The sequence below is a fragment of the Longimonas sp. genome, assembly GCF_040409695.1.
Lineage (GTDB): Bacteria > Bacteroidota > Rhodothermia > Rhodothermales > Salinibacteraceae > Longimonas.
Genome location: NZ_JARWGJ010000197.1, coordinates 1 through 21,762, shown reverse-complemented (window position 1 = coordinate 21,762; position 21,762 = coordinate 1). Strand labels below are relative to the sequence as shown.

The window sequence follows — 21,762 nt, the reverse complement described above, 5'->3', positions numbered from 1 at the left end:
CGCCTGGCCGAGCAGAGCATCGCGCTCTACAGCATCCACACCAACCTCGATGCGGCACCTGGCGGTGTGTCGTTTGCCCTCGCCGAGCGCCTCGGCGTGCAAGACCCAACGTTCCTCGCGCCAATGCGCGACGCAACCTGCAAGCTCGTCACGTTTGTGCCTGAGGAGGATGCCGAAGCAGTGCACACCGCGATGGCCGATGCCGGGGGGGGACGCATTGGCGACTACGACGCGTGTGCCTTTCGCGCAGCGGGTACCGGCACGTTTCGTCCGGGCGAGGGTACCGACCCGCACATCGGCCGCGCCGGGGGCTCCCTGGAGACCGTCGATGAGATTCGCCTGGAGATGGAAGTGACCCGGTGGAGCCTGCCTGCTGTACGCGCCGCGATGCAGAACGCCCACCCATACGAAGAAGTCGCCTACGACGTATACCCGCTCGACCAGGCCACCACACAGGCAGGCATGGGCGCTATCGGCATGCTCAATGAGGTGGTGCCGCTCTCCGTGTTCTTAGCCCGCGTATCCGACCAGTTGGATGCGGACAGCCTGCGCTATGCCGGCACTCCGGATGCACCCGTGGAGCGCGTAGCCGTATGCGGAGGAGCGGGCAGCAGCCTCGTGGGCGCCGCGCAGAGCGCCGGGGCCGATGCGTATGTGACGGCTGATGTGAAGTACCACGACTTCTTCAACGTGCTGGGCGCCGACGACGGCGCACCGCAGATGGCGTTCATCGACGCCGGCCACTACGAAACCGAAGCCCTCACCGAAGCCCTCCTGCGCGACTGGCTTGCCGAGCGCTTTCCCGAGGTAACGTGGACCCGAACCGCCCACCGCACCAGTCCGATGCGCACGTTTGTACCAGATGGCGAGTAATCCGGCCTTGACCTGCACAGGCTACCCGGGTCTGGATGCGACTTCTCGGACAACGGCGGTAGGTGCTTTCTCTTTCGGAAATGCCCTCTCTGTGCTCGCTTTTTGCACCTTTTCTTTCTCTCTATGAGCAACCCTTCGTCTAACGATTCAGCGTTCAATGGTGGTCCTAAGGGTGAACTGGACGCCTACGCCCCGAAGACCATTGCCAAGCGGGTCTTGGACATCGGCGTGAAGAAGACACATTACCCGGCATACAAGACGCTCACCCTTGGACTCATGGGGGGGGCGTTTATCTCGTTTGGTGCGCTGTACGAACTCTCGGTCATGGCGCACCCCGACACAAACGACAGCGCTGCAACGATTGTAGCTCCGTTCTTCTACGCATTCGGGTACATCATGGCCTTCATATCGGGGGCCGAGGTGTTTACGACCAATAACCTGTCGGCGATGGGCGTGGCTTCAGGCAAACTGCGCCTGCTTGAAGTGGCCCGCAACTGGTCGCTCGTACTTGTGGCCAACCTGGTTGGAGCTACGTTCATCGCACTGCTTTACTCCTTCTCTGGATTGCCTGAAGAGATGGACCTGGCCGTGATACAGATGGCGAAGTCGCTGGCTGCTGAAAAACTCGCGTACGGACCGGTTGAATTCGTCATCATTGGCACCTTCGGCAATATGCTTATCTGTTCTGGACTATGGCTCGCTATGGCCGGACGTACGGTCACCGACAAGGTGCTTGCCCTGCTCGTGCCTGTAGCTGCTGTTCCAGCACTCAGCTTTCAGCACAGCACCGGAAACGTCTTTCAGTTTGTATTGGCGCTCATCACTGAGGCTGAAGGCGTTCCGCTCGATTTGCCGTCAGAGATCACGATCGGCGCCATCGCCAGCAACCTGTTCTTCGTCTCAATCGGAAATATTATCGGCGGCGGCGTTTTTATCGCTGTAATCTACTACTTTGTCTTCCTCCGAGGCGCATAAACAGCTTTGCCAATCTATCTCTGCACCTGTGCAGTGTGGGGAGTGAGAGGAATGTGCCGCTTCAAACGTGGAGAAGAAGTGCTCTGGCGCAGCCGAAATGGGACGCCAAAATCGGGAAATAAAACAGATTCTCATCCGGCAGCCAGTTCCGCGCCCCCCTCTACGCCGTTTCAGAAAGCCGCGCGGTCTTTGATGTTGGATACGTATCTGGTACCGCGGCTGGAGCGGGTAAGCCCCTGAGTAGATAATTGGTGTCCATCACGGTCTCTGGGGGCGCGTGGGGGTCATGTCCTGAACGCAGGAGCAGGTACGCTCAAAAGATAAGACCACCATTCTTTTTCTACTCCTCAACGTTTCGAGTCTGCCATCATGCTGTACGTTCCTCGATTTTCTTCGCGGCTCCCCCATGCAGCGACCTCTGCTGGTTACTCCCTTCTGATCGCCACTACGCTGCTGCTATGGAGCCTCACCGATCCCGCGGCTGTACAGGCGCAGGACAACCCCAACGTTGAGCGGGCTGCGAATGGTATCACCGTGACCTGTGAGAACGCCACGGCCCTGGCGGTCAGCAAAGTGGAGGATCTTCACTCGCCCAGCCTGTTCTCGGTCGCTCAAGGCGACGACGTGGCTGACCTTGGGGATTATTACGAGGCCCGGCTCAGCTACGAATTGGACTTCTATACCTACATTTGCAACTGCCAATACGATAACCCTGCGATCCTGCCGGGAGACGGATATGATTCGGCGCAGGCCTGCCTTGACGCGCAGGTGGGAGAGCCAGAGGAAATCGATGAGATCGCCTCTTGCGCCCGAGATGTAGCCGCCGAAGCGGCTGAGTCCCCGGCTTGGGCTGCGGAAGTCACAGCCTGCCATGTCGACAATTACCAGTCGGCGCGCCAGTGTTTACACGCGCTGGATGCGGAAGGCGACTGTAGCCAGTCGACGCTTGAACAGGTTCGACAGTGCCACATCATGAGCTTTGATGAAGGTGAGGGGGAAGATTGCGACGGCCACTTGCAAGCCGACAGCCCCAATCCGGAATGGCTGATGCTCGTTCAAGACGAGATTCAGCGTAAGTGCCTGAATTGACACAACGCGGTTGGACTTAAGGATCGACCCGAGCTGCATAGCATCGAAATAGGAGCCAGATGGCATGCTGGGGATGCCAACCGTGTCAACCTTACCCCTGAACGAGTAATTGCGGCGGCAGGCAATATGTCGGTACTTGTCAGTTTGTTGACGCCCTGCCGGTGCGATACCGACGGCTAATGGCCAACCAGCGCTGGGTGTGGTAGCGATAGTACGCTACGGCGGCAGGTACGCCCTTCTCGGCAACCAGCGCCAGGTACAGTCCCCACAACGCAAGCGCCGTGGTGGCGCCGGTGTAGGCCAGCGGAAGCGAAAAGAACACGAGCCCCGCCAGCTGCCCGTAGAACGGCCAGGTGGTGTCTCCGCTGGCGCGCAGCGGACCGATCGCGCCGTTCATCAGCCCCTTAAGCACGACACTCACGCAGGCAGCGCGGATCAGTCCAGCGGTCAACTGGATCACCTCGGGCTCCTGCACAAACAGGCGGGCCACGGGTGTTGCGCCGATGAAGATGGCAGTGGCTACCAGAAGATAGGTGGCCATGGTAAAGCGAAGCGCGTCCTGGGCGACAGTACGCGCCTCCGCTTCCTCATGGCGCCCCAGTGCCTGCCCCACCAGACTGCTGGATGCGAGGCCGAATCCCCAGCCGGGTGTGTTCATGAGGCCGCGCACACGGATGGCCACCACGTACGCTGCCACCACCTGCGGACCAAACATCGACACGATGGCCAGCATGGGAAAATGGGTGCTGCCCTGTGTGAGTTTTCGCAGGGCCAGGGGGGATGCGATGCGCAGAAAATCGAGAGACAGCGTTCGATCCCATTGCGCCGCCGCCCGCTGCCATTGGATGGGTAGCTTGCCAACGACGGGCAGACGCCCGCGCACCAGTCCAATTCCAAAAACGACGGTGACCGAGGCAGTGCCGATCACAGTACCGAGGGCCGCCCCCACCACACCCAGGTCGAGCCCAAAGATCAGGAACGCGCTGAATCCGATGTTAGCGAATGCTCCCCCGGCACGGATTACCATAGGAATCCACGCTTCGTTGGCGCCTACCAGGGCACGGCTGCTTACCAGATTGAGCGCAGCAAATGGCATCGCCAGGCTGGCCACCTGCAGGTAGTCGGTGCCATAGCGAATGGCCTCTTCGCCCGAGCCGATGAGCCGGATCAGCGGTTCGGGGATCATCCAAAACAGCGCAAGCAGTGGCACGGTGGCCGTTAGCGCGTACACCGTGCTGATGCTAAGCACGGTGCTGATATCTTCCGGACGATTCGCACCGAAGCGCTGCGAAACCAGACTGATTGTGCCACCCGCGATGCCGCCTCCTACCATGTAAGCGAGCGTCCAGTACGGCACTCCGTACCCGATGCCTGCAATGCCTGCCGCGCCGATGGCCATCCCGATCATGGCCAGATCGGCTGTGGCCTTCGACATGCGTGCCAGCCCGGTCAGGATACGTGGCCAGGCCAGATTGGCAATGGGACGCACATGCGCCGTCTGGATCCACCCGACATGGGCCAGCCCCCGGCCAATGGCTTCTATAAAATACCGGAACGGATTGGGCAAAGCATATGCTGGCTTTGAAACTGACAATGCGATATATACCCCTTACCGGCCAAAGGGGCTGTGGAGCCGCAGCTGCGGCCAAGCATCACGGCGTTGTCGCAACTATGGACTCAGCACGAACAAACGCCCATAATGGCTGACCTAAGAACCTGGTATGTTGATTTCTTAATTTGGGCACCCAGGAGTACGTCCTCCCTGCGGTCGGGGCGCTGCGAGCGTCTCCGCTGGCCTGCAAACCAAAACCCAAACAGGTTCTGAGTCTGTGCGGACTTTCAGCTTCGCCTACGTCGAGTGCTGTGGTGTAGATGGCTGTAGCGAGGTCGTAGGGCACATCCAGCCGGTAGACCAGGATGGCGCGGCGGGTGGTATCCACAAGAAAGAGAATCCGTCCCGCTTCGGCAGACTCGGTGCCGCGCACGGCCCCGTCATTATGATATTGTGATCAGGATGGTCGCGGCAGCGGCTCCTGGCGGCCGGCATGACAGGAAAAAGTACTTTACTTTGCAAAAAATCTCATGTATGATTGCAATTGTACATGTCCTGTGTCAGAGTGATGACTCCACCCACGCGGAGATAGACCTTCAATAGGCAGATACATCGTTTCGCTACACCGTTACACAGGGATCTGCGATGAAAGAGACGGGGATAGACATCGAGCAGTTGGTTCGCACGATTCGCGCCGACGGGTATGCGGGAGATGGAGCAGCGGTGTGGCGTTACGCACAGCGCGTGCTCACGCATCGCCTCAAGCAGGCGCGGCAGTCTGGGAATCCCATCGATGCTGCAACGGAGCAGGTACTGCGTCAGGCGTTAGACGAGGCGCTGCATAAAACAGCAGATCAGTCCACGAACGACATCCAATCGCCCGATCCTCAAGCAAATCCAACTTTTGCGAGGCGGAACCTGGAGCCCAGTGCCCTGCCGTCGTTAGCACACCTGCATACGTTGATTGGGAGTGCGTTCTCGGCCCCGGTGGATGGATCGCAGCGGCGGGCACTCGTTCTGGCGTGGCGTGCTCTGCGCATGGTAGAGCGCGCACTTGGGCAGGCGCCCGTGTGGAGTGTGCAGGTGTGGCGGCTCCGCTGGAAGGCCTATCGGGCCATCAACCAGCACCGGCGCGCAGCCCGCGGAGCGTTTTCAGATGCTGTCTAACTGTCGTCCTCTCGCAACGCAATACCCTCCAACTCACACCAACGGCGAAGGGCGCGCTTCATGTGCTCCTCCTCAAATTGATGCCAATCGTTGAGCATTTCCTTCTCGGCCAAAAGCTGCTTATAGCGCCGATAGGCTCCCCGAGAACGAAACATATCGGACACACGCGACATCTCGTCTGGCATATGCGTTCTCACGAACCTGCGCACCAGCGAAAATCCCAGACCAAGTTCGTTTTTGTGGGGCACCCGAATGTAGGTATCTGAGAAGCTTGCTATGTCAAAAGCATATTGCATCATGCTGTAGTCAACCGTAACCGTTGGTGCTGATCTGTCTCTCATAGCGGGTTGGATTGAGGGTAGTAGACCTCCTATCATCAGAAGATACACGGTGCGGCAACACATTACAGGGAAAGCCTTTCGGAGCAGGTGTGGAGCTGCCCGGCTATAGCTCCCTTAGCCCGGGATCAGGAGCGGATATCTTAGGCGGTGTTTGAATCCCGCCAAACAGATATGGAGAACGTCTTCAGTTAGCTATTCACCATCAGGCCCTCTCCGGCCAGCGTCTGATGGGCTGGGTGGTACTGCTCGGGCGTGTTGATATGAAACTGTAGACCCGGTTGCAGGGGCTCACCCTACCCGCGCATGGTATGTTCCGCCTTGCATATCTGACTGAAATGCGGCATACTGAAATACAGTTTTCGTACCTGCCAAACGCCCTCCATCCCATGCTTCGTGTCTGTACTCGCCTGCAATCTGTCGGCTTTGGTTTAGCTCTTCTTGTGCTATGTGCCGGATGGAGCTCGCCTCCAGATGATACACAGACGTTGTTTGATGACGCGCGCATCGCCTGGGATGAAGGGGCATACCCCGAGGCGCTCATGGGCTTTCAGGCGGTGCTTGATGAAGAGGATGGCGAGCGCTTCTTTGACGACATTGCGCTTATCACCGGCGAGCTGTACGAAACGGTCGAGATTGCGCCGGACGGACGCAATCTCACGTTCAGTCCCACCGGTGAGCAGGTAGCGTACGAGCACGTGCAGAACAATGCGCAGCATACGGTGATCGTTGACCTCACTGGTGAGGTGCCCGAGGAAGTCGATCGCTTCGAAGGCACCGACTTCGTGTTTGCCCCCGACGGAGCAACGGGGGTGTACCGGCGCATCCAGCCGACGGCCGACATGCGATCGGCTGCCCAGGCGATGCGGCAGGCGCGCGCAGATCGCGATCGGGCCGCCATGCGACGAGCCAATGCGATGCTGGAATGGCACGCCGCCCGGGCCAGCACCTGGAACGAGCGTCGCATCGAAGACGGCGCGTCTGAGCCGCTTGCACACGACACGCTCCTGCTCGCCGACCCGGCCTACGACGCTTCCGGGCAGCTGTACGTGACCGGGATGAATCCTGAACAGACCGATCGTTCGCACATCTACCGGTTTGGAGACATGAGCGCAGCGCCGGTGCCGGTGCACGACGACACGCCAGGGTACCGGATGCAGCCGCAGCCTGTGGCCGGGCGTCCACATCTGCTCTATGAAAGCAGTACCGAGCCCCCCTTCCCGGTGCCGTCCGATCAGATGCCCGCGTCCGCAGCGTCCGATGGACCCGCGATCACGCTCCACAACCTCGACACGGGCGACACCACCTCGTTTGCCGGGGTGGCTCCCGTCTTGTCTCGCGACGGGGCGCTTGTCGCGTACCGCACCGAAGGCGACATGCACCGCCTTCTCGCTCGTTCTACCGACCCCCCCAACGAGGCTCGCACGCTCTACACCAGCGATGATGCCATTGCATCGGTCGCCGTATCGCCGGAGGGGAGGCACGTTGCGTTCACGCAGCAGCCCGGCATCAGTCACCAGGTGTACCTGTCTGATACCGAGACAGGCGTTACAGAGCAGTTCAGCCGCAACATCCAGCACGAGCTCTTTCCCGAGTTTCTGGATGAGGAGACGCTGCTCGCCAAGATGGGTGAGTTTCGCCATCGCCGCGCGCATCTCTACGGAATCGCTACGGGCGATAAGCACCGCATCTTTCACAACAACGACATCCGCACCGTCTCGATGGAGTACGAGTGGGACGTGGCGCCTTCGGGTGACCGCGTGGTGCTACGCGCCGACCGGGACGGCAATACCATTACGGAGGAAGAAAGCGTGCACCTGGTGGACCTCACCCAGCGCATCTCAATGGATGCGCTGCAGGCACGCATCGCCGATCAGCTTGAAGCGGAGCAGACGCTGCGTGACGACGCCGAGGCCATGTTTGCCCCGATGCACGACGACGTAGCCGCCGCCACCAGCGAGATCAACCTGACGCGGCTCTACGAATACCAGAAGGCCCTCTACGATTTCGACTCGAAGTACTTTACCGAGCCGGGCAACCGAAAAGCCAGCGCGTACATCTACGAGACGCTGGAGTCGTTCGGCTATGAGCCCGAAAAACAGTGGTTCATGCCGAACGGTCGAGACAGCACGGCCAACGTGATTGCGCGGCTGGAAGGGAGCGAACACCCTGAAGTAACGTACATCTACAGCGCCCATTTCGACTCGGTGCTTGGCAGTCCCGGTGCCGACGATAACTCGACCGGCACGGCGGTGCTGCTCGAAATGGCCCGCGTCTTGGCCGATAAAGAGCTCCCCGCTACGATCATCTTCGCCTCCTTAACCGCTGAGGAGGCGGGACTGTTGGGAGCCCGAGAGTTCGTACGTCGCGCTGATGAAGAGGGCCTGCAGGTGGCTGGGGTTGTGAACAACGACATGATGGGCTGGACGCGCCACCACCGTCTCGACAACACCATCCGCTTTTCGAACTACGGGATTCGCGACATCCAGCACGCCTCGTCGATCCTGTTCTCGGACCTCATCACATACGACTCGCGCTACTACCGCTTCACGGATGCGCAGGTGTTCTTTGAAGCGTACGGCGACGTGCTGGGCGGCATCGGTTCGTATCCGATCTTAGGCAACCCGAACTATCATCAGCCTACCGACCGGCTGGAGACGATCAACCACCGCCTGGTGCGTGCGGTAGCGCAGTCTACCACCGGGGTGTTCATGAAGCTGGCGCATACGCCGTCTATGGTTCGGGGGCTGCATGTGGAGCAGACCGAAGACACGTACACCGTCCGCTGGGACGAGCCGTTGGAGTCGGACATTACGCATTACGAGGTGCGCTATCACACCCCCGATGGCGAGACCGTAGTCAAGGAGATCGACGACCGGAGCGTTGTGCTTGATGCGTTCGACACAGAAGCACCCGTCGCTGTGCGCGCCGTCAACGGCCGCGACCTGCCGGGGTGGGACTGGGCCGAGGTTGTGGTGGAGTGAGGAACGTGCAGGCTATGGAGGCGGCACGCTCGTTGAGCGAACCAGCCTCCTGGCCCTTTTGCTGATGGCCGATGGATGGGCTTGTGTGCTGGTGTGTGTTTTGGGGATGTGCCCTTTGCGCTTGGTGCCAGGCACTTCTTTGTAGACGACGGACGAACCACGACCTTTTCCGGTCCGCCTAATCTTTCGACAGAAAAGGCTGTGGCGTCCTACGCGCCGTCGAGTTCAGCCAAGTGCACCGAGCCCTCTCCTATTCGCAACAGGTGGTGTTTGGTGGGGACCCAGCGGAAGCGGTCGTCAACCTTGTATTCGGCGGCTATATCTTCGCGACCGAGATGCGATGCGCATCCCGAGTTGCTTCTAATCAGATAATGATCATAGAGGTAGCGTATCTCATCTCCAACCTCCATAGTCTCTGAAGGCCTATCCATTTGTACAGTCGCAACGGTGAAAAATGCATATTCATCAACGAGTGCGTTCAGCTGTTTGATACGACTATAATTATCTTCTCGAATTACTGAAATACTTCCATTTCCCTCTTCTCGGTAAACAAACGTCCCCTCCAGAAAGTCTTCGACCTCAGTAACATGTCGCAGTTCTTGATCAGGTCCATACGTGTAGGTACGTGGAAATGTATGGTAGTGTACAACATGAGACCCGTCATCCAGCACAGCAAGTCCACTGTACCTGGTAAAATGGTCATCTACCATCCAGATATTGGTCTGGTATGGCTCGCCAAAGGACCCGACAAGCGTGCCGGTTGAATCGACATGGTGGATTGCGCCATCAAGTGCATCGATCTCCGTCTCGCCACGCAACGGAAGTTGGCCGGTGGTTGCAAAGCCATCTTCGCTCACCTCAATCTGCGTGGGTTGAAACTGCGTGCGTACATCCTTGCGGTGCGTGCACGAGGCCCCCTCGCAGGTGAACGTGGCAATACGCATCGTTCCCATAGCGACGTATACCTCTGCACCTTGAACAGTCAGATCAGTCGGAAACATAAGCTCGCCGGGCCCCTGTCCCCGAGTGGCGACCTGTTCAGCACTTTCGGTGGGGATGTGGTACGACCAGAGCTCTTCCATACCAGGAAGGGTTACGAGAATGAGCACAAGGTTCTCATTCAGCGACGCAACTTCCACGGTTCCCGTGTCAGGCACATCAACAGGAATCCGATGGGCATCGGCCATCGCATCGTTACCGTCGATATGGGCCTGCAGGCGTTCCAATGAAGCAGGAACCGACGAGAGATCACACGGCACAGCGTCACTGACTGCGGTGGGGGTAACATTCACGTGAGGCAGGCGCTCAGGGTCTGGATGGACCTGCTCACCGCTACTTTCTTGCGCGTGCGAACCGCCCTCCTCCGAGGCGTCGCCTCCGCATCCGGTAAACAACATAAAGGCGATAAGGACAAGGCATGATAGTATGGTGTGGATACGCATCATTTGATGGATGGGGTTAGGAAAATAGGAATGTGTACTGTGGTCTATATGCCGATCTCGCTATCAAGATTACGGTAGAGGCGGTCAATTCCATGGCTGCCTGCTGTTCGAGCCAAGACTGAATCGCGCTTCGATATATTGAACCTGTTTGGGTTTTGGTTTGGTCGCGAGAGCGAGCGCCGCTGCGGCGAAAATTGGACTCCGATGGAGGTTCGTAGCGGGGCTACAGGCCGACACGAGGGCGCAAGCCCGGCTGACGCCAGTATATCGGTGACAATTTGCACCAGGGGCATGACCTTCGGCCCCAGCCCATTGAAGCCGGTCGGAGCGCCCCGACTGCAGGGGGAAGTACTCCTGGGATGCCCAAAGTAAGAAATCAAAACAGGCTCTTACACGGGCATACGGAGTCAAACATATCCACGAAGAGCAGATCTTCCTCGCCCTTCGTGAGCGTGACAACGGACACCTCAGCGTGTGTCTCTTTCAGCTCAATCAGTCTATTGAGCCCGCTCATCTCCTGCATCTGATCATCCATCCGGATGAGCAAAAAAGGCTTTTCCGGGATCAGGCTAACTGCACCAGCCTCGTTCGCAGTGGCGCGCAATCTGCGCATGGAGTGCACGCCCCCACTACACCACCACGTACGCCACGCAGAACCCAATTAGAAACACCAGTCCGGCCCACGAGAGCATGCGCATACCGGTAGAGGGACGGGCGTGTTTGGGCGTGTGATCGCCGCACACCAGCTTGTAGTTCATGTAGCCGAGTACCGGAGCCGACAGAAACGCCAGTGTGGTAGCCACGTCGACCAGTGTTGTTAGGTTTTGCACCAGGAGTGCAAGAATAATCCAGGCGCCCAGCGGCGTTACGAGCAGGGCAATCCAGTAGTGGCGCTGCGAGGTGGGCGCATCATCGCCAGCAACGGCCTCGGTAGCGGTCGTAGTCGCGATGTCGGAGGCCCCGTTGCCAATCGTACCGCCCCAAAACGCCATGTACCAGGCAACCAGTCGCGTATAGGCATCGGTTACGGCGAGCGTGGTGCTGAGCATGGTCGTGAGCGCTGCAACACCAACCAGCGTGCCGATGCCCACGCCAAGCGTGCTGCTGTAGAGATCGACGACCTGCGTTGCGAAGGGAACGGCCTGCGTAGCGAACTGCATGCCCGTACCATACATCACCCCGGCACCCAGTACGAGAAAAGCCAGTGCCATGAGCAGCGACAGGCCGTATCCAATAGCAAAATCGGATTGCACATCGCGTAGCTCAGGGGACGTCTGCACCTCTTTTGCGCGTTCGAGCGTCCAGAACGAGTGCCACGCGGCCACATCGATCGGGACGGGCATCCAGCCCATCAGCGCAAGCGAGAAGGCGATGCCGGAGGTGGTAAGCAGCGCACCCGGACCTGCGGTGGGGCCAGTAGCCTCGGGGGGCGGTCCGACGAGCGCAGCCACGGCAGCGGCAGCTGTAGATACCGCAAGCACCGCCATGATCCCCTTCATGGCGCGGTCGAGCACCTGGTAGCGCCCGACCAGCAAGATCAGGATACAGAGCCCAAGCACGACCCCGCTCCAGAGCGCCAGATCTGGCGTGATGCCGACAAGCCACCCCATGAGTCCGGCAGTAACAGCCGTTACGCTGGCGAGCACGATAAACATGGTGCCTGCTGTAACCACGGCAAAGAGCGCAGTGGCCCAACGCCCAAGTCGACGATAGCCATCGAGCAGGCTCTCTCCGGTGGCTGCAGCATAGCGCGGCCCGTACTCCAGAAACGGATACTTAAAGAGGCACGCCGCTACGATGAGCACGGCTGCCGCGTATCCATATTCTGCCCCTGCGCGCGTAGACTGCACCAGATGCGATACGCCGATCGCTGCGCCGGCCATAATCAGGCCAGGGCCCAGCGCATTCAAGAGAGCACGGGCTCGGGGCGGAGTCGTATCGGTTGGCATAGCGTGCAGGCTTAATATATAGCTCAGGGATATATAGCTCAGGGCGTAGATGGACGCAATGCCAATATACAAGAACGTGACGTATTCCCCAACTGGCTACGGCATGCAGAGGCTGCGCTGCTTGCACCCCTCATGTACATTCGGTATGCTATTCGTGTGCACCATGCATACACACGATGCTTTCCACCTGCAGGTCTCCTGCATGCATCGCTTCCATACGCTACACCGTACTTCCCATAGCCTGGTCGTTGATCTATGCGTCTCCGTTACTACACCATCGTACTATCGAGCCTCCTGCTCCTGCTTCTACTCCGACCATCCATAGCCGACGCGCAGGATGTGCCGTCGTTTGAGGCGGTTGCTGGACACGCGTTTGGCGAGCGCATCACACAGGCCTATCAGATGGAGCAGTATCTGGAGGCGGTGGCCGAGGCATCGGACCGCGTTGTTGTTGAGCACATTGGCCGCTCGTGGCAGGGGCGTCCGCTGATGCATGCGATCGTTACCGCGCCTGAAAACCATGCGCGCCTCGACGAGATTCAGGCGAATGCGCAGCAACTTGGGGATCCGAGAGACCTGTCGGAGACCGAGGCGGATGCGATTATCGCCGATCAGCCGACCGTGTTCTGGTACGGCGGCTCGATTCACGGATTTGAGCTGTCGGGGTCGGAGGCCGGCCTTCAGATGCTGGAGCGCCTCGCCACGCAAGACGATGCCGAAACGCAGTCTATTCTGGAGAACACCGTCGTTATCATCGATCCCATCTTGAATCCGGATGGGCGCGATGCATTTGCTTATCACAACCACGACAACATGGGGCGTGAGGCCAACCCGGACAATCAGGACTGGGCCAACGACTTTACGGCGTGGGAGGCCCTGAAGTATCGCACCAGTCACTACTACTTCGACATCAACCGCGACTGGTTTGCGCATACCCACCGCGAAACGCAGGCGCGCGTGCCAGTGCTGCAGGACTGGCGTCCACAGGCGGGTATCGACGCGCACGAGATGGGATCGAACGTTGAGTTTTATGTCGACCCGCCCACAGATCCCGTCGGCCCCTTCTTTCCGGAGTACGCGAGCAGCTGGTTCGAGGAGTTTGGCGCAGCGCACGCCGAAGCCTTCGACGCGATCGGCACCGATTACATGACGCGCGAGCGCTTCAACTACTTCTATCCGGGATACACCACCTCGTACCTGAGCTACCAGGGCGCCGTTGGGATGCTGTACGAGCAAGGCAGCAGTCGGGGCCTCGCCCTAACGCGCCCGGATGGCACAGTTCGCACCTATGCCGATGCCGTCAAGAATCAGTACACGGCGTTTACCGCGGCACTCGGACTCGCGGCCAGCGAGCGCGAGGCCCTGCTGCAGGACTATGTAGCCGCGCACCGTGATGCCATTGCCGATGGCGAAACCGGCACGCAGCGCTACCTGCTTGCCGCTGGCGATGGAGACCCGCACCTGCTGGCTGAGGTGGCCGACCTGCTGCAGCGCAATGGCGTCGAAGTCGACCGGCTTACCGCATCCACCAGCCTGAGCAATGTGCAGGACCGCACCGGCACGTCGGTCGGCAGCCGCTCGTTTGAGGCGGGCACGTACGTCGTCGAAGCCGCCCAGCCGCGCAACCGGTTCATCCGTGCGCTCATGGAGCCGAATGTGCCGGTGCCCGAAGACTTTCTGGAGGAAGCTCGTGCGCGGGTCGATCGGGCTGAAAACCCGCGCTTTTACGACATCACGGCATGGTCGCTGCCGATGCTCTTCGGGATCGACGGCTTCAGCACCTCCGACGGAAGCGGGCTCAGCACCGAGCGTGTAACGGAGCCGCAGGCCCCCGCATCTACCATTGAGGGCGGAGAGGCCAGCTACGCGTACCTGATTGACGGCACGCAGGCGGCTGGACTTCCGGCGCTGATGCATCTGAACGAGAAGGGCCACCGCGTGGCGATGCTGCAAGAAGGCACGCGCCTGCAGGGGCAGGACTACGCTGCCGGCACGGGCATTGTGTACGCCGGTCAGTCGGATGCGAGCGTGCACGACGACATGCAGTCCGTTGCTGACCAGTACAACCTGCAGGTGCAGGCGGTGGGTACCGGACTGGCAGAGGGCGAGCGTCCCTCGCTCGGGTCGGGACAGGTTATCTACCTGCAGGCGCCGTCGGTAGCGCTGCTGGCTGAGGAGGGCGTGCAGCCGTATTCGTTTGGATGGGCATGGTTTACGCTCGACCGGCAGTATGAGCTACCCACCACCGTACTGCGCACGCGTTCGCTGGGCAGTGCCAACCTGAGCGAGTACGACACGATCGTGCTCCCTGAAACCTACGGCACCTCGATGATTCGCCGTGAGGCCGGCGACGCAGGAATGGACCGGCTGGCTCGCTGGGTGCGTGACGGTGGTACACTGGTGACAATCGGAGCAGGCACCGAGGTTGCGCGTGAGCTGGAGCTGATCCATCTGCGCTCGTGGTACGATCACGAAGACCACGCCGACAGCCTGCGCGTATCGGTTCCTGGCGCCATGGTGGCTACTGATCTGGATCGCAATCACTGGCTCACAGCGGGCGTGCCCGACGGCTTCCATGCGCTGGTGGATTCGGAGCGCCTCTACCTGCCGCCCGAGGGGGCACCCAGCCCGTCGCAGCGGGCGGGGGTCCGCTATGCTGGAGGCGACGACTTCGACTACAGCGGACACATGTGGGCCGAGTCGCAAGATCGCCTTCCGGGTGCAGTTTACGCCTACGAAGAGCGCGTGGGCAGCGGGCGCGTCATCGCCTTTGCCGAAGATCTGAACTACCGGGCCTACTTCCGCAGCGGCAACCGCTTGTTCTTGAACGCAGTGCTCGTAGGTCCGCAAGCTCCCTGATACGAATCCCCTGACGCCAATCCCAAAAATAGAACAGGGCTCTCGGCGCTCAAAGCCGGGAGCTCTTGTCGGGAGGTTCTCCGAGAGGTTCTGCCGAGAGCTCAGAAAGCACATGGAGATGATTCAGTGCGCCCCCGGTTGGTTATGACCCGGGGGCGTTCGTGCTCAGCGTAGGCCCGGATGCGTCAAACCGCCAGTCGAAGAAGCTGCGCGCACCCATGCGAGAGAGAATCGTGATGTACAGCCGCACCGAATTAGCGTCGGCAATCCGGTCGCTACCGTCCTCGTCGCGCCGGGGGAAGACCAGCGACGAGCGCATGTAATACAGATACTCTGCTCCCGGACCCCGCTGGTTCTCCAGAGTAGAGCGCTGCGGGCGTCCGTGTGTTACGACATCAACGGGAGCCACAGAGAGCGTGTCATCGACCTCCAGGTTAAACCGGATGTTCGAGTACGACGGATTCGCGTCCATCATGTGCGGTGCAAAGAGATGCAAGTCAATCACAACGAACTCCTGGTAGTCCGCCTCGGCCTGCTCGAACAGGCTGGCCGCCACGGAAGCCGACAGGTCGTCTGTGCCGAACGCCGTGGCCGTGTGCGCCAGTGCAAGCTCGCGGCTGATGAGCGTGGCAAACGTCCGCTCAGAAAAGCCCGGCCCGCGATGGCGTACATTGGGAGCGGCGGACCACTTTCTTGTCATCTGCGCCAACTGCTGGTCGAGTGTCACCGCTACGGAGTCCGGGGCGGGGTCCAGGCGAAGGTCAACCAGCGAGTCGGGGTGATGCACGTACCGGACATCCGGAAGATAGCCGCGAGCAATGTCGTCTGTCGTCATCGAGAACATCGACCCGCATCCCCACAGCGCCATGCACAGCGCGACAGAGCAGGCCCAAGCCATCGGGCCTGGCATCGAAAGAGACGCTGCGTTTGGGTTCATAGCCATCAGGTAAAAGCAGCAGGTAAAAGCAGTACATAAACCACCGTCTTTATAAAATGCTCATAGAAGGAGGGCGGTTCCTCTGAGCGTTGCCAGCAAAGCGGAAAGGGGGAGACGCGTGTGGGATAAAAAAGCGACCGTTGAATGCAATAAACCGACCGTTTAGCAGATTTATACGAGAGAGCCGTAACATGTGAGTGGGGCGGCTCGTGACTGTGCCGGCGCGCACCATTGCTGTTTCCGCTGCAACGGAATAGACACTTGCCTGTGCATCGGCCACGCATACAAATAATCGCCGACAACCAGAAGTTATCAACCTCCCAATATGGCTACGCTCATCGTTGACCACGTGCACAAAACATACGGCGATACCAAAGCCGTTAACGACGTGTCGTTTACGGCCGAGCCGGGTCGTATTCTGGGCGTACTGGGGCCAAACGGCGCCGGTAAGACATCCACCATTCGCATGATTACGAACATGACGATTCCGGATGCCGGGTCGGTTACGTACGACGGACGCACCGTGGGGCCGTGGAGCCAGCGGCGGCTGGGCTACCTGCCAGAGGAGCGCGGTCTCTACAAAGACCTGCGCGTGCGTGAGCAGCTGGTGTATCTGGGGCAGCTTAAGGGAATGCATCAGAAAGAAGCCGAGGCGCGCACGCAGCACTGGCTTGAGCGCTTCGAAGCCGCCGGCTGGGGCGATATGAAGACCGACGAGCTCTCGAAAGGGATGCAGCAGAAGGTCCAGTTCATCGCAACGCTTCTGCACGACCCGTCGCTGCTTATCTTCGACGAGCCGTTTAGCGGACTCGACCCGATCAATTCCGACTTGCTTCGCGATATCATTCTGGAGCTGCGCCGCGACGACCGCACGATCCTCTTTGCCTCTCATCGCATGGAGCAGGTCGAGCAGCTCTGCGACGACATCTGCCTTATGGCCAAGGGGCAAGTTGTCTTAGAGGGCGCCTTGCGCGAGATCAAGCAGCAGTTCGGAAAGAACACAATCATTGTCGGATTCGAGGGCGACGACGCGTTTCTGGACCAGTTGGAGGCTGCAGGGGCCGTGCGCATCCACACGCGAAGTACGCATCGGGCCGAGATGCGTCTGCTCAACGGCACCTCGCCCCGTGCCGTGCTGAACGCAACGCTCGAAGCTGTCGACGAGCTGCATCACTTCGAGCGCGTGGAGCCCCCGCTTAGCGAGATCTTTGTGGACGTTGTAGGCCGCACACAGTCCGAAGAACGCACATCCGTAGCGGCGTAAGACCGGCAGCCGGGCCCACGCGCCTCGCATCCCCCTACCATTCCCTTTAGCGCACCCCTTTAGCGTACCCCTATTACCGATGCACCATCCCATCTGGATCATCTTCAAGAGCGAGTTTCTGCGCCGTGTGCGCTCGAAAGCGTTCATCCTGGCCACGCTGCTGGCGCCAGTGGGCATGGTGGCCCTCTTTGCGCTGCCCGCCGTGTTCACCTTCATGGCACTCGACGGAAGCGACGACGAGCCCATCGCGGTCGTCGACGAGAGCAACCGGCTGCTGCCGTCGCTGCAGGCGCGTGGTGGCGAGCGCTTTCGGTTTGTAGAGGCCACCGCCTCGCGCGAAGCGCTGGCCGACTCGGTGCATGCCGGCGTGTACAGTGGCTACCTGGTGCTGCCTGAAACGCTGCTTCAGGGCGAAGGGCAGGCCGTGTTCTACCGCGCTGAAGGCGGCGGCGTTACCACACAGGCCCGCATGCAGTCGCTCGTAAACCAAACGGTACAGGACCAGCGTCTTGCCGACGAAGAAGTGCCTGCAGCCATCGAGTCGATTCTGGCGTCGTCGACTTCGGTCGAGATGCGGCGCCTCACCGAAGCGGGCGACCAGGCCGACCAGACCTTTGTCTATTCGCTCATCGGCTACGTGCTGGCGTTCACGATCTACTTCGCCGTGTTCATCTACGGGCAGTACGTGATGCAGGGCGTAATCGAGGAGAAGAGCTCGCGCGTGGTAGAGATCGTCGTGTCGTCGGTGCGCCCGTTTCAGCTGCTCATGGGCAAGGTGCTGGGCATCGGCGCTATGGGACTCGTGCAGATGATAACCTGGGGCGTGCTCGTAGCAGGCGCGCTGGCCGCCGCCGGACCGGTGCTCATGCTGTTTATTGACCCCGCCTCCTATAACGTGGCCCCTGATGCATCGCAAGAAGCCGTGCTCGACGCAGCCGGCATCACCATCCCGTCGCTTCCGCTCTCGCTGCTCTTCTGGACGCTCCTCTTCTTTCTGGGCGGGTATCTGCTCTACGCGAGCCTCTTTGCCGCGGTCGGGTCAGCCGTCGAGCGCGTGCAAGATGCACAGAGCCTGATGTACCCAGTCTTCATTCCGCTGCTCATTCCGCTGCTCGTGCTCGGCGTCGTTATCGAAGACCCCAACGGCACGCTCTCAACCGTACTCTCCTTCATTCCGCTCTTCGCTCCGATCCTGATGGTGCTGCGCGCCGCGCTCACCGACGTGGCCACGTGGGAGCTCATCGCATCGTGGAGCCTGGTCGCGCTCTCGTTCGTCGCCACCATATGGATTGCAAGTCGCATCTACCGCGTCGGCATCTTCATGTACGGCAAGCCGCCCAGCCTGCGCGAACTCCTTCGGTGGATCACCTACCGCCCGTAGCAGGCAGTGCGCCGTTTTCAGGAACAGGTGCTTTGGAGGGATGCGCACGTAAGAGGTGAGATCGAAGGTCTGTCATGGGCTTCCGGATGTGCCGCATGTCCCGATAGATGGCCGCTGCAGGTGCACGCTGGTGCACTTCGGGCGTATATCGCGCAGTCGCAAAATCACGTCTGTGCTCGCCGCATACCCGGCGATCGTGTCATCCGCCACCTTGACGCTTGGTCTTCATCTTTGTATCATAAAATGAGCGCGACAGGGCTGTAGAACCAGAAATGAGTAAGATTAGCCGGGTCAGCATCTTATCTTAATGAGCCCAAGCAGAGAACGCACTATTCTCACGCTCTCTTAATCACGATACATCTCTGACCATGGTACATCGCAGCTTTATGCCAAGCGCATCTCAAAAGTGGTTTTTTACACTCCTCTCTATTTTTCTTCTGGCCTCTACGCATCTCTGGAGCGGCTGCAGTGATGCGCCTTCGAACGAGGTCACCATCGAAGAGCGCGATGGCGTCACCTACGTTACCAACACCGGCACCAGAGTGTGGGATGATCACGACGCAGCCCCTATTCAGTTTACGTTGGAGCAGTCCTTCGGGGCGGAGAACGAACCGGAAGAGGCCATGCTCGCCACGGTGCGTGGAATTGTTGTGGATGCTGACGGCATCGTGTACGTGCTTGATGAGGGCAACAACCGCCTCATCGCCTTCAACCCGGATGGTAGCCTCCTATGGAGTGTCGGGCGTGCAGGCGAAGGTCCCGGCGAGTTCAACGGCGCCTTTGGCATGGTCAGCGATGGCGACAGCACGATCTACATCTCAAACCAACGGAGCACCCGAATCGATGCATGGTCGACAGATGGCACGTTCATCGAAAGCGTGAACCTGAGCGAGATGGAGCTCATGGGCACCATCGCCTCGTATGTGGATGGAATGCTCGTACTCAGCGGCTGGGCACAGGGCGGCCTGCAGCGCTTCCATTTCGTGGATCCGACACGCTGGACGCACGAGCGCACCGTCGACATCGACATCGGCCTGGAGCTACATGATCGGTTCTACGTGAACGTCGAAACGTTTCCTTACGAAGATGGCTTCTGGCTCGGCCACATAGACACGTACCAAATCGGCTATTACACCCCCGATGGTACGCTGCAGAAGCGAATTGAACGCCCCGTTTTTAATGACGACCTGGTAGGCGGCGTAATGGCACGAGATGAACGCTCATGGACCATCTACAGCAACGTTAGTGCTCCCCGTGTGCTCTCCGATGGCTCGCTCATCGTTACCTCGTCGTGGCCCGCTAACGTAAGCAACCCCGTTCAGCACTTTGAGCAGAGCCGCAGCCCGGATGCACCGGAAACCATCTGGGCCAGCGCGCTCGATCTGTTCACCCCAGAGGGCCATTTCCGTGGCCGCTTGCAATGGGAGGACAGCGGCGGACGGTCCAGCATTCCAGGTTTAGGGCGCCTGCACACCACCGGCCCCAACGGGGCGCTCTACACATCAACCACCAGCCCCTTCCCGCACGTCCGCCGGTACGCAGTGACCATCGAGTAAGGGACTCGCTCCTTCTTGTTCTTCTCTACCTATGTGCCTTGCTATGCCCCCCGACCGCCGCAGAACCCGCGCGCCCGCGCTCGACGCGCGCTTCGATGTGCCGCTGCGTGGCGTAGCGGTTGATGCCCACACGCGGTGCGCCCACTACCGTACCGAGCGCGACATCATCGCGATCCGGTTTCCGTGCTGCAACGTCTTTTATCCGTGTCATGCCTGCCACGACGCCGTAGCCGACCATCCGGCCAAGCCATGGGATGCAGCAACCGATCTTGATGAGCGGGCGGTGCTCTGCGGCACGTGCCGCACCGTGCTCACCTGGCGGCAGTACCTGCATGCCGAAGACGCATGCCCAAACTGCGGGGCCGACTTCAACCCCGGGTGCAAGACGCACCTGCACCTCTACTTCCAGAACGCAGAAAGCCTGTAGACGCCCCGCCACCGAGGAGACATCTACAGGCTTCCGTTGAGCAGGTGCTGACACGGAAAGCTACTCGACGCCGTCCCACTCGCCGAACCAGCGCAGGATCTGGTTCAGGCGCTCAACCAGATTTACCGGCGTGCCGCTGCGTGAGAGGCCGTGGCCTTCACCAGCAAACATCACCATCTCGGTGGGCACGCCCACATTCTTGAGCGCATAGTACCACTCCTGCCCCTGCCCAATCGGCGTGATGTGGTCGTCCTTGCTATGAATGATCAGCGTGGGCGTCGTCACCTGATCAGCAAACTGCAGGGGCGAGCGATCCCAGTAGTAGTCGAAGTTCGTCCACAGCGAGCCGCCGAACTCGGCGTTCATCTGGCGCGGCGGGTACGCCTGTGTACCTGCTTCCGAGATCCAGTTGCTTACGCTGCGTTGCGTGACCGCGGCGCGGAAGCGGTCGGTCTGCGTCGTGATCCAGTTCGTGAGGAAGCCGCCGTGGCTGCCGCCCGTCACGAGCAGGCGCTCGTCGTCGATCCAATCGAAGCGCTCCAGGGCCGCATCCACAAGCGCCATGTTGTCACGGTAGTCCACGCCGCCGTAGTCGAGGCGCACCTCGCTCTGGAAGTCGTAGCCATAGCCGGTGCTGCCCCGGTAGTTCGTGAACACAACCCCGTAGCCGGCCTCGGCGAGCATCTGCATCTCATGAAACCACTGGTGGCCCCACATCCCACCGGGACCGCCCTTGATGTTCAGAACCAACGGGTACGACGCGCCCTCCTCAAACCCGACGGGCGTAAGCACGAAGCCGTCGATGGTGCCGCCGCCGTCGTGCTCAACCGTGAACCGCTCATACGGACGCACGTCGAGGGTGTCGAGCATCGCTTCGTTGAAGGTAGATAGCTGCTGCGCCTCGGAGCCGTCGGCGCGGGCGGTCCACACTTCGGGCGGGGTGGTTTCGTTGTGGCGCGTGTATGCAAC

Annotated in this window: 17 protein-coding genes; 10 read left to right on the top strand and 7 right to left on the bottom strand. The window is 60.2% G+C overall.

Annotated features, from left to right (window positions below; genetic code table 11):
* From PPP56_RS11725 to PPP56_RS11715, 3 genes are all read left to right on the top strand, one after another.
* Positions 1–873, top strand: an 873-nt coding sequence (locus PPP56_RS11725; RefSeq protein WP_353564234.1) for a Nif3-like dinuclear metal center hexameric protein, incomplete at its 5' end; no start/stop codon positions are given.
* Positions 874–996: 123 nt separating this feature from the next.
* On the top strand, positions 997–1,848 hold the full coding sequence (locus PPP56_RS11720; protein WP_353564233.1) for a formate/nitrite transporter family protein: 852 nt from the start codon (positions 997–999) through the stop codon (positions 1,846–1,848).
* 369 nt (positions 1,849–2,217) lie between these two features.
* On the top strand, positions 2,218–2,937 hold the full coding sequence (locus PPP56_RS11715) for a hypothetical protein (RefSeq protein ID WP_353564232.1): 720 nt from the start codon (positions 2,218–2,220) through the stop codon (positions 2,935–2,937).
* A 139-nt stretch (positions 2,938–3,076) separates the two neighbouring features.
* Here the strand turns inward: PPP56_RS11715 and PPP56_RS11710 are convergent, their stop codons facing one another.
* Positions 3,077–4,504 carry an MATE family efflux transporter gene (locus PPP56_RS11710; protein ID WP_353564231.1) on the bottom strand — a complete coding sequence of 476 codons (1,428 nt, stop codon included), beginning with the start codon at positions 4,502–4,504 and terminating at the stop codon, positions 3,077–3,079.
* 630 nt (positions 4,505–5,134) lie between these two features.
* Here PPP56_RS11710 and PPP56_RS11705 point away from each other — a divergent pair.
* Positions 5,135–5,656, top strand: a complete 522-nt coding sequence (locus PPP56_RS11705) for a hypothetical protein (protein WP_353564230.1) — start codon at positions 5,135–5,137, stop codon at positions 5,654–5,656.
* On the opposite strand, the gene PPP56_RS11700 is transcribed toward PPP56_RS11705, so the two are convergent.
* Complete coding sequence (locus PPP56_RS11700; protein WP_353564229.1) at positions 5,653–5,997, bottom strand: hypothetical protein; 345 nt, start codon at positions 5,995–5,997, stop codon at positions 5,653–5,655. The genes PPP56_RS11705 and PPP56_RS11700 overlap by 4 nt on opposite strands.
* Positions 5,998–6,383: 386 nt before the next feature.
* On the opposite strand from PPP56_RS11700, the gene PPP56_RS11695 reads away from it, so the two are divergent.
* Positions 6,384–8,978: a M28 family peptidase gene (locus PPP56_RS11695; protein WP_353564228.1), complete on the top strand. Its 2,595-nt coding sequence runs from the start codon at positions 6,384–6,386 to the stop codon at positions 8,976–8,978.
* Between the two features lie 209 nt (positions 8,979–9,187).
* Here the strand turns inward: PPP56_RS11695 and PPP56_RS11690 are convergent, their stop codons facing one another.
* The 3 genes from PPP56_RS11690 to PPP56_RS11680 form a co-directional block, all read right to left on the bottom strand.
* Entirely contained in the window at positions 9,188–10,375 is a 1,188-nt protein-coding gene (locus PPP56_RS11690) for an NHL repeat-containing protein (RefSeq protein WP_353564227.1), read from the bottom strand.
* A gap of 421 nt (positions 10,376–10,796) precedes the next feature.
* Complete coding sequence (locus PPP56_RS11685) at positions 10,797–10,955, bottom strand: hypothetical protein (protein ID WP_353564226.1); 159 nt, start codon at positions 10,953–10,955, stop codon at positions 10,797–10,799.
* Between the two features lie 94 nt (positions 10,956–11,049).
* Entirely contained in the window at positions 11,050–12,369 is a 1,320-nt protein-coding gene (locus tag PPP56_RS11680; RefSeq protein WP_353564225.1) for an Nramp family divalent metal transporter, read from the bottom strand.
* Positions 12,370–12,624: 255 nt separating this feature from the next.
* On the opposite strand from PPP56_RS11680, the gene PPP56_RS11675 reads away from it, so the two are divergent.
* Positions 12,625–15,228 (top strand): M14 family zinc carboxypeptidase, encoded by a 2,604-nt coding sequence (locus tag PPP56_RS11675; protein ID WP_353564224.1) that lies wholly within the window; start codon positions 12,625–12,627, stop codon positions 15,226–15,228.
* Between the two features lie 142 nt (positions 15,229–15,370).
* On the opposite strand, the gene PPP56_RS11670 is transcribed toward PPP56_RS11675, so the two are convergent.
* Positions 15,371–16,165 carry a hypothetical protein gene (locus tag PPP56_RS11670; RefSeq protein WP_353564223.1) on the bottom strand — a complete coding sequence of 265 codons (795 nt, stop codon included), beginning with the start codon at positions 16,163–16,165 and terminating at the stop codon, positions 15,371–15,373.
* A gap of 325 nt (positions 16,166–16,490) precedes the next feature.
* On the opposite strand from PPP56_RS11670, the gene PPP56_RS11665 reads away from it, so the two are divergent.
* From PPP56_RS11665 to PPP56_RS11650, 4 genes are all read left to right on the top strand, one after another.
* Positions 16,491–17,429, top strand: coding sequence for an ABC transporter ATP-binding protein (locus tag PPP56_RS11665; protein ID WP_353564222.1), 939 nt, complete (start codon positions 16,491–16,493; stop codon positions 17,427–17,429).
* Positions 17,430–17,508: 79 nt separating this feature from the next.
* Positions 17,509–18,810, top strand: a complete 1,302-nt coding sequence (locus tag PPP56_RS11660; RefSeq protein ID WP_353564221.1) for an ABC transporter permease — start codon at positions 17,509–17,511, stop codon at positions 18,808–18,810.
* Between the two features lie 386 nt (positions 18,811–19,196).
* Entirely contained in the window at positions 19,197–20,366 is a 1,170-nt protein-coding gene (locus tag PPP56_RS11655; RefSeq protein ID WP_353564220.1) for an NHL repeat-containing protein, read from the top strand.
* A 43-nt stretch (positions 20,367–20,409) separates the two neighbouring features.
* Positions 20,410–20,793, top strand: coding sequence for a CHY zinc finger protein (locus tag PPP56_RS11650; protein WP_353564219.1), 384 nt, complete (start codon positions 20,410–20,412; stop codon positions 20,791–20,793).
* 60 nt (positions 20,794–20,853) lie between these two features.
* On the opposite strand, the gene PPP56_RS11645 is transcribed toward PPP56_RS11650, so the two are convergent.
* On the bottom strand, positions 20,854–21,762 hold a 909-nt coding region (locus tag PPP56_RS11645; RefSeq protein ID WP_353564218.1), incomplete at its 5' end, for an alpha/beta hydrolase family protein.